We start from the raw sequence: 15085 nt of genomic DNA, 5'->3' as shown, positions 1-15085 counted from the left end.
TGCTCCTGAAAGTCGATGATAGGATGTTTCCGATTGCAATCAAAGGAAACATATAATGAAAAAAGTCATCGCTTTGGCGCTTGGAGCGCTGTTACTTTCTGGTTGTACAGTACGTGTTGCAGATTTGACTGTGGCGAGTACTAAAAATTACAATCTCAATGGGGGTAAGTTCTATAAAGGGAAACGTGTAACAGCAGAAGATAGCTATCCGGTTATCATCTTCCCTCTTGGCATCCCGAACGTTAAAACAGCCGCTGATCGAGCGATTGAAAAAGATCGCTGTGCAGTTGGTCTGTCTGACGTAGTTGTCACTCAACTTAACCACTCCTTCCTGTTCGGTAAAATTGGTCTGCGTGTTGAGGGTAATCTTGTGATTGACCGCAGCCTGCCGGGTTGTGAGAACGCAAGCTGAATGATAAAGCCACCATCGGGTGGCTTTTTAATTTATGGGGTAGACAAGTGAAGATTATTGGATACTTAGCGATTGTAATAGGGGTGATCTTTGCTGTATCGGCGCTATTTATGGATGTGACAGTAGCGACAAGCGGTGGCTATAGGGTTAACAATCTTGGATTAATGTCATCGCGCCAAAATTACATGATATTTGGAGGTTTCGTAGCCATCGCAGGTATCATTATTGCTCTGGTGGGAGATAAGCTAAAAGCGTCCGGAACTTCAGTCAAATGCCCTTACTGCGCAGAATTAATAAATTCCGAAGCGGTGAAGTGCAAGCATTGCGGGAGTGATGTAACTCCTTCGGGTAATGCTGTCAACCTGTTGATGACTATTTTAATCTGTAGTCATTCAATCCTTGTAACATCAGGATGATCCTGGTGTCAGTGAAAATACGAAATCAACACGTTGGTATCATTACCACTCCTTCGAAGATAATAGCTAACACTGACAATACTGGAGCTAGTGATAGGCTGGCTGATGTCAATGTAAAGTTAATCGCTGGAATTGCAATTACTGTCTTTGCGGTGATTATCGTAGCAATAATGTTTTACCGCCAATGAAGTAAAGACCCGACAGTTTCAAAAAGTTCCAACCTCGCTTTGGCGGGGTTTTTTATTGCCCGGAGAAAAGCACGTGACAGAACAAACCTCCCGCCTGGCCATTATTATTGACAGCTCTGGGGCAGAAAAGCAGGCTGACAATCTCGCAACTGCACTTGTAAAAATGACGCAGGCAGGTGAACGTGCTGCCACCAGTGCAGGGAAAGTGACAAAGGCCACTGATGAAGAAAAACAGTCCCTTTCTGAACTTTTAGATCGTATCGACCCGGTAAACGCCGCGCTGAACAAACTGGATAAACAGCAGCAGGATCTTGCGAAATTCAAATCCAAGGGGATGGTAGATACCGATACATTCGATCTTTATTCAAAGAAAATCGAGGAAACACGAAACAGGCTAACAGGATTTCGCGACGACCTTGGTAAAACCGGCCAATCCGCCGCCCAGACTGCCTATGCCATGCGCATGATCCCGGCGCAGATGACCGACATTATTGTCGGCTTATCTACAGGTCAGTCACCGTTTATGGTGCTTATGCAGCAGGGCGGGCAGTTAAAAGATATGTTTGGTGGTATTGGTCCGGCAATTAAGGGTGTGGGCACCTATGTTATGGGGTTGGTTAACCCTTTAACTCTTGCAGCTGCGGCGGTCGGATTTCTTGGTCTGGCCTATTACAAAGGCACTCAGGAGCAGGACGAATTTTATAAGTCTCTCGTTCTCACTGGTAATCTGGTAGGCAAAACTTCCGGTCAACTGGCAGATATGGCGGCCCGTGTATCGGTCGCAGCTAACTCCACAACCGGTGCAGCAGCTTCAACGCTGAATCAGTTGGTGTTATCCGGTAAAGTAGCTGGCGACTCATTGGAGCGCGTGACAACCGCCATTGTTAAGACCAGCGAGGCGACGGGCATTGCTACCGATAAGCTGGTTGGTGATTTCAACGACATTACTGCTGACCCGGTTGCAGCCATTACCAAACTTAACGACCAGTACCACTTTCTGACACTGGCAACCTACAACCAGATTAAAGCGCTACAGGATGAAGGTAATCAGCAGGATGCTGCACGGGTGGCTACTGATGCTTACGCCAATGCCATGCAGCAGCGTGCGAATGATATTCATCAGAATCTTGGTCTTCTTGAAAGTGCATGGGACTCGCTGGGTAAAACGGCCAAAGGCGCCTGGGATGCGATGCTCAATATTGGGCGTGAACAAACACTAACGGATAAACTTGCCACCTTAAACGAAAATATTGCTGAAGCCCAAAAAGGGCAAAAAGATGGTGGGTTCTGGAACAGTTTTAGCGCGAGGTTTACCAACCTCCCGGAGATGATAAAACAGAGAGATTTGCTCGAATCAGTTGCCAATCTTCAGGGGGATGTAACCAAAGGACAGGCGAAGGCTAAGGAAGCCGAACAGCAAAGAATTAAAACGCAGCAGGAAGCAGATCGCGTTAACCAGCAATATCTGAGCAATGCGGATAAGCGCAATAAAGCTATTAAGCAGCAAAGCGAATTCCTGAAGGCTGGTGCAATTACTGCAGAGCAATATGCAAAAAATGTTTCTCGCATTAACGAGATGTACAAAGATCCGAAACCACCCAAGACGCCAAAGGGTAAAGCATATACCGAGGACGCAGCAACCAGGTTGCTTGATCAAATAAACCAGCAGACAGCTGCCTTGCAGTCACAACTGGATGCCAGTGACAAGCTTAACAGCGCAACCCAGGCACGTGTTAAGTTCGAACAGCAAATTACTGACCTCAAGTCTAAAACGCAGCTCACCGCTGACCAGAAATCGATCCTTTCCCGTTCAGATGAAATCCTCCAGGCGTATAAGCAGCAGGAGGCACTGCAAAACTCCGTAAAAACCCTGGATGATTACCGGAAAATGCAGGAACAGGTAAAGACGAAGGATGAGCGGACCAACGATCTGCTTAAAACCCGTCTTGAACTTCTGGAGAAGGCCAAAGCAACCGGGCAACTAAAGCCCGGTGAATATGAAAAAACACGGGCAGATATTTATCAAAATACCGATATGCAACTGCCCGCGACGGTTCGTAATGTTGTAGGAAACCTGACACCCACAGGAGGGCGACTCTCTGGAACTTTTGAGGGGATGCAGGGGCAAATCAACGAATATGACCAGGCTCAGCAAGAGCTCCAGCGCTGGCTGGCAGCTCAGGAGGAAGCTTATGCGAAGGCCGGTGAAATAACTGCCGAGGGTGAGGCCAGAATGACCTCTATTCGTCAACGTGCGGCGGATGCAAATCAGGTCATAGAGGCTCAGAAAAACACCATCATATCTGCGGCCACGCAGTCCTTGTTTGACAGTACCGCCGACATCATGCGAACGGGGTTTGGTGAGCAATCGGCAATCTACAAGGTTGCTTTTGCTGCGAGCAAGGCATTCGCTATCGCGGACTCAATGGTGAAAATCCAGCAGGCTATAGCAAGCGGTGCAGTTAGCGCGCCTTATCCGGCCAACATCATCGCTATGGCCTCAATCGCTGCGCAGACCGCCAGTATCGTCTCAAATATCCAGGCTGTTTCAGGAGTTGGCTTCGCCTCCGGCGGTTACACCGGCCGCGGTGGTAAGTATCAGCCCGCGGGTATTGTTCACAAAGGTGAGTACGTCTTCGACCAGGCGTCAACGAACCGGATCGGCGTGTCTCAGCTTGAGGCACTTCGAAATGGCCAACCGCTTGATGCAACTCTGGGGCGTACAGGGTTTGGTACTGGTGTTCAGAACGTTAACAGCGATAACCGTAGGCAAACAACTGTACACGCGCCGATTAATCAGGAGTTTCATCTCCAGGGTATTACTCCGGAGCAGTTGAGCGCTACACTCAATCAGAATAATCGACAGCTTTCCAGGCAGTTAAAAGGTGAGCTTACAAAGGAGGTTACCATGCCACAAGGGGCTTTTGGCAACGCTCTAAAAGGAAACTATACACGACACGGTCCTAGGTAAGCTAAACTGCATTAGCTGAGACTTGATTAGGTAGGTAAGTCTAACAATCTGAGTAGGTGCAAGAAAACACAAGGATCTTATTAATGGAAGCGTTGTTAACATTTACATTTAAAGACTTTATAGCTTTTATGATTCCTCTTTTTATTGGCGGGCTTATCTTCAATAGGAGACGTAAACGTAAGGAGGTCCGAGTGAAGTTTTCATTTCTTTGGCTTGTTTTGATAGTTGGTGGAATTCTTGAAATATGTGATGAGATTTACACAACTTATTCCTATAGGCATAATCACTTATATAATAATGATACGCTTACAACCGTGTTTAACTATGATTTTGCAAAAATTGTTTTTTGTGGGGTTTTGATCTTTGTTTCTATTGCGCTTCTTCTTCAGGAGTTGCTTTTAAACAAGCAGTCACATTGACGTATATTTCCTGTCGGCACATCGCCCTTTTTTATTTTGATGTGGGGCTGTGCCGAAACAATGTAAGCTCACATTAAAGTCAATAAAATTAATATATTGATAATGCTGTTTTTTCTGATTTCTTTTAGCTCTTAAGATGAGTTGATAAATATATCGCCTTGTGTGTTTGTGTCGATTTAATAAGATTTTTATCTTCGTTAATCTGAACCAAAAATCAGAGATTTCTTCGATTCCATCGTGCTTTATTCTGAAATGAATATCCTCCTGAGGTTAATGGTGAAATTTTATTCGAGATACTTTACCGGGAGACTGCATGACTGATATCAACTACCCACATGACAGCCTCCCTATGCCATTACAGGAAGGATACGGATTCCAGCCTGTAAGCCCGTTAAAACGTACCCAGTTAATCACCGGCCGCGCGCGGCAAAGGCGAGCTTATACGTCCACGCCGACGCAGGCCAGCATCACCTGGTTTATAGAAACCGATGCGCAGGGACTGGCGTTTGAGTCCTGGTTCCGTGATGCGTTATCTGACGGGGCTGCATGGTTCATGATGAAGCTGCAGACGCCGGCAGGCATTAAGTTTTACAAATGCCGCTTCACAGATATTTATCAGGGACCGGTGCTGGTGGCCCCGATTTACTGGAAGTACACGGCGACGCTTGAATTATGGGAACGCCCCCTTGCTCCTGCCCCATGGGGTAATTACCCGGAATGGCTGGCGGGCCAGTCGTTACTGGATATTGCGCTAAACAGAGAGTGGCCGAAGCATGACAATTCTTGAGCGGCTATATGCCAGCAGCGGACCGGAGGTGATCATTGAAACGCTGCAGATCACCATTGGCTCTGATGTTCACTACCTTTGCCAGGGTTACGAGAACATCACGGCAACGACGGAGAACGGCGATACCGTAACGTTTTCAGCCTGTGCGATAGACATTGCGCTGCCGGCGCGCAATGCGGACGGCACGCAGGATCTCAAATTTGCCTTGTGCAATATCGATGGTGTTGTGTCCACGGCGATCCGCAATGCCCTGGCTAACAGATTGCCTGCATCGCTGACGTACCGGAGTTATATCTCCACGGATTTAGCGGCCCCTGCGGAAGTGCCGTATATGCTGAAAATCAAGTCGGGCTCCTGGACGGCGACAGAGGTTCAGATCATTGCGGGCTACATGAACATCCTCGATACCGCCTGGCCGCGTTTCCGCTACACGCTACCTGTCTTCCCCGGACTGCGTTATATCAGCTAAGGAATTCCAATGTTTAACCCTGATAAATACCTTTCAGTCGTATGGCAGAAGGGCGGAAGAACGTTTCCCCGACTCGACTGCTTCGGTCTGGTTAACGAAATTCGGCGGGATCTCAGCTTGCCAGAATGGCCTGATTTCGCCGGGGTGACCAAAGACGATGGAGGCCTCGACCGAGAAGCCAGAAAACTGATGTTAAAACTGGAACGCTGCGACCCCTGTGAAGGAGCGGGGGTGGCTTGTTTCTCAGGTTCGACAGTGACGCATGTTGCTGTTGTGGTGAAAATCAATGGCGAACTGATGGTAGCAGAGTGTGGGAGTGCTACTAATGTCATGTTCCTGCCCCTGTCTCGCTTTATGCGTCGCTATGTTCGAGTGGAGTTCTGGAAGTGACGATCAGATTATACCCTTCCCGCCTGCCGGGTCAGCCACTCGAGACGCATGAGCACGACACCATCAGCATCCGTGACTGGCTGGTAAAAAATGTCGAAAACTATTCCGACAGAGAATTTCCACCTTTGGTTGTTGAACTGGATGGCTTACCTGTTGCGCCAGCTGACTGGGCTACTCAGATCATCCAGCCTAAAAGCGATGTTAGGTTCTATCCGGTTCCCTTTGACCCCGTAACACTTGGCTGGATTGCTGTTGGCGTATCGGTCGCAACCGCGGCTTATTCCCTTTTCATGATGAGCAACATCGATAAGGGTGGCTATACCTCATCCACAGGGCGAAGCCTCGACCTGAATCCCGCTAAAGCAAACAGCGCGAAACTGGGTGATGTGATTCGTGAAGTTTTTGGGCGCGTGCGTATCTACCCGGATTATGTGGTGCAGCCCGTTACCCGGTTCGATGCCGCCGATCCTACGAAAATGCGCGTCCAGATGCTGCTGTGTCTCGGTGTCGGTGATCTGATTTATACCAATGGCGATATCAGGGTTGGCAGTACGCCAGCTTCAACGCTACCGGGATTCAGCAGCACCCATTACCCGCCAGGCGCGGACGTTTCCGGTGATGAGCGCAGCGAAAACTGGGTCAACTCCACCGAAGTGGGCGGGACGTCATCCGGCACCGGGCTGGATATGGCCCAGACGTCGCCGGACGCAGACGACATTATCGCAGACAGCATGACCGTATCCGGTTCGAGCGTAACGTTTACCGGGCTGGATACGGATGATGATGACGATAATGACGAGAACGATAACGCACTGCCGCCCAGCTGGGTCGCTGGCGCCGTGGTCGAACTTAAAGCCCCGGCGAACTACCAGATCACCACGGCGGCCGGATACAGCGTTATCGCAAGCCCGCTGCTGACGGAGATCGCGCCGGTGGTTGGAATGCCGGTGACGCTGGGGTTTAACTCTGTCGATTACGATCTGTTTATCGCGTCATATACCCCCGGTCAGGCTGCAGTGCCCGGCACCGGGGGGAGTGCGGCAAAAGTCCAGGCCAGTGCGGCCCCGACCACCTACGATTTTTCGACCAGCTCCAGCACGTTCACGATCACCTGGCAGGGGGTTACCTACCCGGTGTCGCTGGTGGCTAACTATGTCTCGATGTCGGGACTGCTGGCGGCCATCACCGAGGGACTCACCGGCTCCGGCCTGGTTGCCCAGGACAACGGCGGCACCGTACTGATAACCGAGTCGGCCAGTCCGTTCGCGGGTGGGGCGATCACGTCCTCTTCGCTGCCTGCAGCTGTTTTCGGTGATGCCCCGGTTTACACCTCCGGCACGGCATCAACCGGCGGCAGCCCGGCGGTAACGGCGAATGTGACGCTTGCCTATAACAGCGCCACGGGAACGGCCTTTTCCGGCATGCCGGAGGGGGTGCAACGGCTTTCACTTGCTCACCGCGGGAATGAGTACCGCATTGTCTCTACCGACGGCACGACGGCGGCGGTGGCGCGCCTGGTTAATGGTGCCGTTGATGAGTCATGGCCGGGATTCACCGCCCGGACGATGATCGACTATGAGGCCACTGGTCTTAACGACACGCTGAGCTGGCTGGGGCCTTTCCTCGTATGCCCTGAGAATGAAGTGGTGGATGCATTCGAGGTGAATTTCTCCTTCCCGAACGGCATCTGTGGCTTTGACAGTAAGGGCAAAAAACGGATCCGCCACGTGGAGTGGGAGATACAGTATCGCGTCTACGGTTCCGGATCGGGGTGGGTGAGTCACCAGGGCGAGTATGCGCTGAAAAACGTCAACGGGTTAGGTTTCACTGAGCGGATCACCCTCAGCTCTCCGGGGCTGGTAGAGGTTCGCTGCCGTCGGCGCAATGAGCAGGGCTCAAACAACGCGCGAGACAGTATGTACTGGCAGGCACTGCGCGGGCGACTGCTGACGCGCCCTTCATCCTATCCCGGCGTGTCGCTGATGGCGGTGACCGTTGAGACGGGCGGGAAGCTGGCGGCGCAGTCGGACCGCCGCGTAAACGTTGTGGCCACGCGGGCCTACGACTCAGGAACGGCCAGAACCATTTCGGGAGCGCTGTTGCATGTAGGGAACTCATTGGGCCTGGAGATGGATGCCGACACCATCAACGCGCTGGAATCCGCGTACTGGACGCCACGGGGCGAGTATTTCGATTTCGCCACGGGCGACAGTATCTCAGCGCTGGAAATGCTGCAGAAGATAGCCAATGCCGGGAAGTCACGTTTTCTGCTGAGTGATGGCCTGGCGACGGTCAACCGTGAGGGGATTAAGCCCTGGACTGGCGTGATCACTCCGCATGAGATGGTGGAGGAGCTGCAGAGCGGATTTACCGTACCGTCCGACGATGATTTTGATGGCGTCGACGTGACATACATCAACGGGACTACCTGGGCGGAGGAGACCGTTAAATGCCGGACGCCTGATAAGCCCACGCCGGTGAAAATCGAGAACTACAAACTCGATGGGGTACTGAATCAGGATCACGCCTATCAGATCGGCATGCGTCGCCTGATGAAATACCTGCAGCAGCGGGTGACGTTCCAGACCACTACCGAGCTGGACGCGCTGTGCTACAACACGGGAGATCGCATTGTGCTCACGGATGATATTCCGGGTAACAACACGATTTCCTGTCTGGTGGAGGCGATGACAACGGCTGGTGGCGTGACAACGGTCACCGTTACGGAGCCGCTGGACTGGTCTTTCGAAAATCCCCGAGCGCTGATCCGCTATCAGGATGGCTCTGCATCCGGGCTGATGGTGGCGAGCAGGGTGGGTGATTTTCAGCTGTCAGTCCCGTACCTGAGCGAGTTTGATGACCCGATGAAGGTTGACCTGTCGTCGGCAACCATCGAGCCGATCCGCCTGGTGTTCTGCGGCTCAACGCGCCACGTCTACGACGCCATTGTAGAGGAGATCGCTCCGCAGTCAGACGGAACCTGTCAGGTCACCGCTAAAGAATACCTCGAATCGTTCTACCAGTACGACGACGCCACATACCCCGGCGACGCTGCTTAATACCAAAAAAATCCCTTTCAACTTTTCTTTCGCTCAAACCCTCGTTTGGGCGAAGCCTCTTTTTGGAGCAAAAAAACATGGCCGAACTTAACCCGCCTTTGGGAACGACGACGCCTGAAATTTTCCTGGATAACGTCAAGCGCGCTGACGAGCTGGTTAACGGTCCGGCCGGAACGGTTAACGACCGTGCAGGGCAACCGCTCGATACCTGGCGCCAGATGATGGCGAAAAACGATGAGATCAGGCAGAACCTGATCCCGCTCAGTAAGCAGTACGCGACGCTGGCGGCTGCCCAGGCGGACATCGCGAATATCCCGGAGGGCTCTACGACGTATTACCGCAGCCCGGACGACAGCGCCCTCGCGATTGAGGTCATGAACGTTGGCGGGACGCTGCAGCCTACCGGGCGGAAAATGCCTTCTCAAGCGGCCATCCAGGCAGTTCTTGACTATATCTCATCTCTCATTGCTACTGATGATGCTGATTCTCCTTTACTGACACTTAATGATGAGGCGGGGTTTCGTCTGGCGGCATTCGGCCTGAATGCAATTCAAAGCAATGCGATGACGGCTGAGTATGATGAGTTTATTGATGGTTTTGTATTCCGGGATAGCGTCGGATTCGTTATTCAGCAAATAGGGACTCCTCTGCTCAGCTCTGTTGACAGTGTTCAGCCTGTCGTTGAGCAGCAGCGATTGGTGACTGAGGCATTCAGTGCTGAATCTGACGCGGATATTTCTGGTTTTGTATTTCGCGACAGTGTGGGATTTGTCCTGATGAATCTCAATGGTGAGCAAAGCGATCAGAATAACGATGGGATAGATGACATTTCACGCAGAAATTCAGCAAATCTTGCCGCTGCTGCTGCCGCACGGGACGAAATTAATACGCGTATTGCTCGCCCGGTTTACGATTACAATATTCTGATCACAGGCGGCCAGTCGCTGAGTAACGGGACTGAGGGATGGGCAGCACTGAGCAAGGACATTCACGCTACTCTGAACATTAATATGCTCGGTGACTCCGTCCGGCCAAAAAATGAGAACGGTTCAACATTTACGCCGTTGAACGGAGCTGAAATCAGATCAGCCCGTGCGGTGGTGCAGGATTTAATCGCCCCTCCTGACGGCGGAAACCTTATGACCGATGAGGCTGTGGCCGCACTGCCTCGTGGGGCTAACAATTTCGGTGAAACCGTCGATATTGGCGCGATGTGGATGTGGCGGGAAATGCAGTTACAGTTCCGGGGAGTGGTAACGGATGAGCGCAAAATTGTGGCTGTGAACTGCGGTGTGGGCGGGCAGATTATTGAACACCTCTCTAAAGGCCATTCCTGGGGATTCTACAACCGGATCATTTCAGCCGTTACCCAGATTAAAGCCATTGCTGAAACCGAAGGTAAAACCTGCGGCGTGGTGGGTTTTTTATATCTTGGCAATGAATATAACTATGACAGCACAAAAGGAGGGGCGACAGACCGCGCAGAATACAGAGCACTCCTCAGAAAGCTCATTGATGATGTCATTACCGATACTACCGCTATCACCGGGCAGACAGAGCCCCCCCTGACTGTGCTGTATCAGACCAGCGGCAGCTGGACGCGCGACAGCACGAATATGAGCATTGGCGAGGCTCAGCTCGATATCTGTGCAGCAGATGCAAACGTAATGATGGCATCACCGGCGTATGCTGTCACCGACAAGGGTGGCCATCTTGACGCGAACGGCTACCGCTGGCTGGGAATGCAGTTCGGAAAAGTGCTCCATCGTGCAATTGATCGTCGCCAGAACTGGCGTCCACTGCAACCCCTGTCAGTCACGCTGAGCGGAACATTCCTGCGTGCGGATTTCCTGGTGTGGAGCCCGCCGCTTCAGTTTCGATCATGCTACGTGGGTTCATCTCCGACGACGTATGCCGCAAAAGGATTCAGAGTCACTGACGATGCCGGGGACGTTCCGGTGACGCGTGTCGACATTGTAGCCGATACCGTAGTCGATATTACGCTGGGGCGTGAAACGACCGGCGATGTTTATCTATGGTACGCCAGCCAGACCGGAAGTAACGGTAACGGAAATCTGTTTGACAGCGACACAACGGTCGCTGTTGCGAATTACGAATTTCACGAAGGGACAGGGCAATATCCGGAATCAAATATTCCAGAGCTGGTAAACCGTCCATACCCACTAAATAACCCCTGTGTGGCATTTCGTCGCCAGGCAATCGCTATTTAAGGAAAACAAATTATGGGTTCACGTATTATTGTTCCGGGTTATTTTGGTGATAAAGGCCTGGGTTTTGACCCGCTAGTTCGCCGTGGCCTGAAATATTTGAATTTTTATGGAGAGGCAGATAAAACTGGTCGGAATCTCGCACCGGATGGGGCAGCTGCAACGGTACTGGGTTCGCCTGTTGTGCAGGAAAATGGCGTCCAGTTTACGCCTGCAGGCACATTGCTTGATACGGGTATTCTTCAGTCTCTGGACTTTACTTTTTTCACAATCTTTAACTGTCCGACCCTTTCACAGATTCTGCTGCTCAGCAATTTTAACGGGCCACGGCAATCTGGCTCAGGAACCACGCAGGGCGTAGTGCTCAGGACGCAGCCCGGATCTACCAGCATGACACTGAACTTTTCGGTAAACACTCTCAACGGTAGCACGTCGACGCAGCGTACAGTCGCGCTCGGTGGGTTGCTGGCAAACACAAACTATTTAGTGTGCGCACGTTTTAAATCTGGACAAAAAATGGACTTTCAAATCCTGAACAAAGCTCTGTCAGCAGAGAAAACAACAGATATGGGCGACCCGGCGGATTTGGGGGCAAAACTGCGTATCGGCGGTAGTTACCAGGCTGATCTAACGAACGCAGGGATTCACCGAATGTCTGCGTTACACAATGTCGCGCTGACCGATGATGAAATTACAAAAGCCGCCACTCAGTGGATGGCGTGGGCTAAGGCTGTTGGTTTAATTATGTGATTTTTTACAAGGAATGTATTTTCCCGGTACATTTTAAAATACCGGGGAATTTCTTTACTTCAAATCTACAAAAATTTTTTTAGCCCAGTTCTGACCAATGTCAATGGTGAGCGTTTGCTCACCAGAGTCATTAAGTGGGTTCATTAACCAAAAGAATCGAAATTCATTTTGACCTTCATAAGGTATTTTGGGTTTTGTAAAAACAGGATCTTGTTGCTGCAAAAAGTTCGTTAACTCAACTTTAGTATATGAAACAGGTTTATTGATATATCTGATATCTTTTTTGAATTTTAAGCACAGTTGATCGGCAACTAAATCACAAAAAAAATCTGGTTGTTCTATTTTGATACAGAACTCCCCAAAGTCCTCCTTGAAATAGTCATCATTTCTGACAGTTGTTGCGCATACTATATATTCATCATGGCAGTAGCTTTCTGTTTCACAGTCTCGCATAATAACTGTTCCACCCTCGGCAACTTCAACAAGTTGTGCGAATTGTGGTTGAACTTTGATGACTTCATCCCATGCGGTCTTATCGAACTCCTGATATGGCACTTTATATTTTGAAAGCCCCTCTAAAACATCACCTTGCTTTTCATTTTCAATTCCTCTGTAATAATTCAAAGTGCCTAGCCTGATTTTACCATTTAGATAATCATCCTTGTGAGACTTCTCTTTGAAATATTTAAAGACTTCCATATGCTAACCTCATTATGCTTTGCTGTGATTGTATAAGTGAAATTTCGCTACATAATCAACCGGATTCTCGATGAATCATTTTAATCTCAATTACCAGACGCAATAGCTAAGCTTATCGAGCAAATAGGGGAGATAATGAAACCATTAATCCCATAAGAGTCAGTGGATTGCAAGATCATTATCATTTCCCGCTTGCTTTCAAAAACAGCATCAAGGTTGAACTGTCGTGCCGCCGCATCGTACGAATCGTGGACTTTCAGCGCGAACTGGCGAAGCTCAACCACGCATTCACCCTGCGCGAAGCCAACGTGACCATGAAAATAAAAAGTGTTCGCACCGAAAATTACTTGATTAACTGCGAGCTCATGATGCGCCGTTCTGGTGATGAGGTAAACCGGCGAGTTTGCGTTATGGATAGCTGCTCACAGATTTTGGCATCTCAAGTGATGGTGGTCTGGAAACTGGATCGGCTTGGCCGCAGCGTGCGTGATCTGATTACACTCGTGTCGGAGCTGCAGGCGCGCGGGGTGAATTTCCGCAGCCTTACCGACAGCATCGATACCAGTACGCCAGCAGGCCGCTTTTTCTTCCACGTCATGAGCGCCCTGGCGGAAATGGAGCGCGAGCTGATTGTCGAGCGTACACGAGCGGGTTTAGCCGCAGCGAGGGAGCAGGGGAGAGTCGGCGGCCGCCGCCGGGTAATGACTGAAGTAGTGGTGGAGCGGTGCCGCAGAATGCTGGAGAACGGCGCTACCCGGCAACAGATCGCAGATGTGATAGGGGTGGGGGTGAAGACGATCTACAAATACTTTCCTGCTGCCGTCCGCGATCAAGGATTCCTGCCCTTCCCGTGATATGTAACATTTGAGATAATATGTACTTTCAGTTTTGAAAACAGTTTGGTTTGTTCGTGAACGGTAAGAAAACAATAAGTTTTGAGCAATTTTTAACTATTAACAGCAATCTTGTTTCCATCTCAGATACATGGGCTGACTTGTGGGCGTTAATTTTTCACACGGGTTTAAGCGCTGGAAGGCTGCTGAGTATTCGATATGATGATATTGATGGTGACTTGATACTGATACGAAAACAGGGTCACCTGAAGGAGCTACGTGTTAAATCAACCCCTCCAGTGGAGGCGATGATTGCTCGTAGAAGAGAACGCTATCCAGAAGATGTTTATTTATTTCAGAGTCATTCTAACCGTGTGAAGTACCATCGCCGGCCGGTCACTATAATTGCTTTCAACGCCGCTTTACGTCGCGCCGCTAGATCATTACCAGACGTTAACGTAAGCAGTAGTAGCGCGAGAAACATACCGGACTAAGCGCCTGTCCAGTAGCGTGTGGCCGATGTGACAGGCGTGGGGGTGAAGACTATTTACAAATATTTGCCAGTACAATACGGCGATAAAAAATCCCCTTGAGCAGGCACACTCAAGGGGAAAATACTACATAACATCATTGCTGTGTGCGTCTTTGCGCTCATCTATCTTCCAAGAAGATGCCTAAAGCTTCCAGATATTTCTGGTCTGAGCAGTTAAAACATTGGATCGGCGGTCTATGTGATAGGAGGGGGTGAAGACGATTTATAAATATTTTCCAGCCGGTTAAGTTTGCTCACCTGCGAACCGTATGCAAGAGATCGCAGGTGAACAATTTGCTATGAAGGCATTGCCATAGCTGAAAAATTTTAACCTTGCATTGTTCGCAAAACCATCAAACAGCTAAGGCCTGAAAACACTTTCAGACTAACCTTACTCGTTACATCAATGTGTTACGTCAATGGCGTAAATTGATAGCCAGAGCCTATATTGATATGTCGTCCTGCTAAAACTACTGTATATAAAAACAGTGTTAATCTGAGCGAGTCAATTATGCAGTTTTACACGCCCGTTGAGTTACGTGAGATCATGCTGATCCCGTTGTACAGTGACCTTGTGCAATGTGGTTTTCCAAGCCCTGCACAGGATTACGTTGAGCAACGTATCGATCTGAACGAGTTGCTCGTTAACCACCCCAGTGCGACGTATTTTGTCAAAGCCGCCGGCGACAGCATGAAGGATGCCGGCATAGGGGAAGGTGATCTTCTTGTTGTGGATAGCTCAAGGACAGCAGTTCATGGCGATATCGTTATCGCTGCAGTGGATGGGGAATTCACCGTTAAGAAGCTGCAGCTGCATCCGCGGGTTCAGCTTAACCCAATGAACCCTGCATATTCGCCGATAGTCGTGGGTAGCGAGGATACTCTCGATGTGTTCGGGGTCGTAACTTACATCATCAAATCGGCTGGCTGAG

The 15085-nt window shown here is 50.1% G+C and carries 14 protein-coding genes; 13 read left to right on the top strand and 1 reads right to left on the bottom strand.

Translation table 11 applies throughout. The features are described 5' to 3' along the window. The first annotated feature begins 55 nt into the window (after positions 1-55). From AB1E37_RS14375 to AB1E37_RS14330, 10 genes are all read left to right on the top strand, one after another. Complete coding sequence (locus AB1E37_RS14375) at positions 56-412, top strand: hypothetical protein (RefSeq protein ID WP_004217333.1); 357 nt, start codon at positions 56-58, stop codon at positions 410-412. Between the two features lie 47 nt (positions 413-459). After that, positions 460-828, top strand: coding sequence for a zinc ribbon domain-containing protein (locus AB1E37_RS14370; protein ID WP_024940882.1), 369 nt, complete (start codon positions 460-462; stop codon positions 826-828). A 261-nt stretch (positions 829-1089) separates the two neighbouring features. Next, a complete protein-coding gene (locus tag AB1E37_RS14365; RefSeq protein WP_273665877.1) occupies positions 1090-3987 on the top strand; it encodes a phage tail length tape measure family protein in 2898 nt (965 codons plus the stop codon). Between the two features lie 83 nt (positions 3988-4070). Beyond that, positions 4071-4406 (top strand): hypothetical protein, encoded by a 336-nt coding sequence (locus tag AB1E37_RS14360; protein ID WP_004152648.1) that lies wholly within the window; start codon positions 4071-4073, stop codon positions 4404-4406. Between the two features lie 313 nt (positions 4407-4719). Continuing rightward, a complete protein-coding gene (locus tag AB1E37_RS14355) occupies positions 4720-5193 on the top strand; it encodes a hypothetical protein (RefSeq protein ID WP_273665876.1) in 474 nt (157 codons plus the stop codon). Beyond that, complete coding sequence (locus AB1E37_RS14350) at positions 5180-5662, top strand: DUF1833 family protein (RefSeq protein ID WP_273665875.1); 483 nt, start codon at positions 5180-5182, stop codon at positions 5660-5662. Before AB1E37_RS14355 ends, AB1E37_RS14350 begins: the two co-directional genes overlap by 14 nt. A 9-nt stretch (positions 5663-5671) precedes the next feature. Continuing rightward, positions 5672-6052 carry a nitrite transporter gene (locus AB1E37_RS14345; protein ID WP_273665874.1) on the top strand — a complete coding sequence of 127 codons (381 nt, stop codon included), beginning with the start codon at positions 5672-5674 and terminating at the stop codon, positions 6050-6052. Continuing rightward, positions 6049-9111 carry a host specificity factor TipJ family phage tail protein gene (locus tag AB1E37_RS14340; RefSeq protein ID WP_273665873.1) on the top strand — a complete coding sequence of 1021 codons (3063 nt, stop codon included), beginning with the start codon at positions 6049-6051 and terminating at the stop codon, positions 9109-9111. Before AB1E37_RS14345 ends, AB1E37_RS14340 begins: the two co-directional genes overlap by 4 nt. A 77-nt stretch (positions 9112-9188) precedes the next feature. Further along, positions 9189-11342 (top strand): hypothetical protein, encoded by a 2154-nt coding sequence (locus AB1E37_RS14335; RefSeq protein WP_284302638.1) that lies wholly within the window; start codon positions 9189-9191, stop codon positions 11340-11342. A 12-nt stretch (positions 11343-11354) separates the two neighbouring features. Beyond that, complete coding sequence (locus AB1E37_RS14330; protein WP_110225387.1) at positions 11355-12089, top strand: hypothetical protein; 735 nt, start codon at positions 11355-11357, stop codon at positions 12087-12089. A 54-nt stretch (positions 12090-12143) separates the two neighbouring features. On the opposite strand, the gene AB1E37_RS14325 is transcribed toward AB1E37_RS14330, so the two are convergent. Continuing rightward, positions 12144-12788, bottom strand: a complete 645-nt coding sequence (locus tag AB1E37_RS14325) for a hypothetical protein (RefSeq protein WP_069012973.1) — start codon at positions 12786-12788, stop codon at positions 12144-12146. A 314-nt stretch (positions 12789-13102) separates the two neighbouring features. Here AB1E37_RS14325 and AB1E37_RS14320 point away from each other — a divergent pair, with 314 nt between their 5' ends. The 3 genes from AB1E37_RS14320 (at position 13103) to AB1E37_RS14310 (ending at position 15084) form a co-directional block, all read left to right on the top strand. Beyond that, on the top strand, positions 13103-13642 hold the full coding sequence (locus AB1E37_RS14320; RefSeq protein WP_087661438.1) for a recombinase family protein: 540 nt from the start codon (positions 13103-13105) through the stop codon (positions 13640-13642). A 50-nt stretch (positions 13643-13692) separates the two neighbouring features. After that, complete coding sequence (locus tag AB1E37_RS14315) at positions 13693-14115, top strand: hypothetical protein (RefSeq protein ID WP_001333465.1); 423 nt, start codon at positions 13693-13695, stop codon at positions 14113-14115. A 549-nt stretch (positions 14116-14664) separates the two neighbouring features. Continuing rightward, entirely contained in the window at positions 14665-15084 is a 420-nt protein-coding gene (locus tag AB1E37_RS14310; protein ID WP_002901812.1) for a translesion error-prone DNA polymerase V autoproteolytic subunit, read from the top strand. Position 15085 lies beyond the last annotated feature (1 nt).

This window comes from Klebsiella sp. Shm-1, from assembly GCF_040804525.1.
Lineage (GTDB): Bacteria > Pseudomonadota > Gammaproteobacteria > Enterobacterales > Enterobacteriaceae > Klebsiella > Klebsiella pneumoniae.
This window is presented reverse-complemented; position numbering and strand designations above follow the sequence as displayed.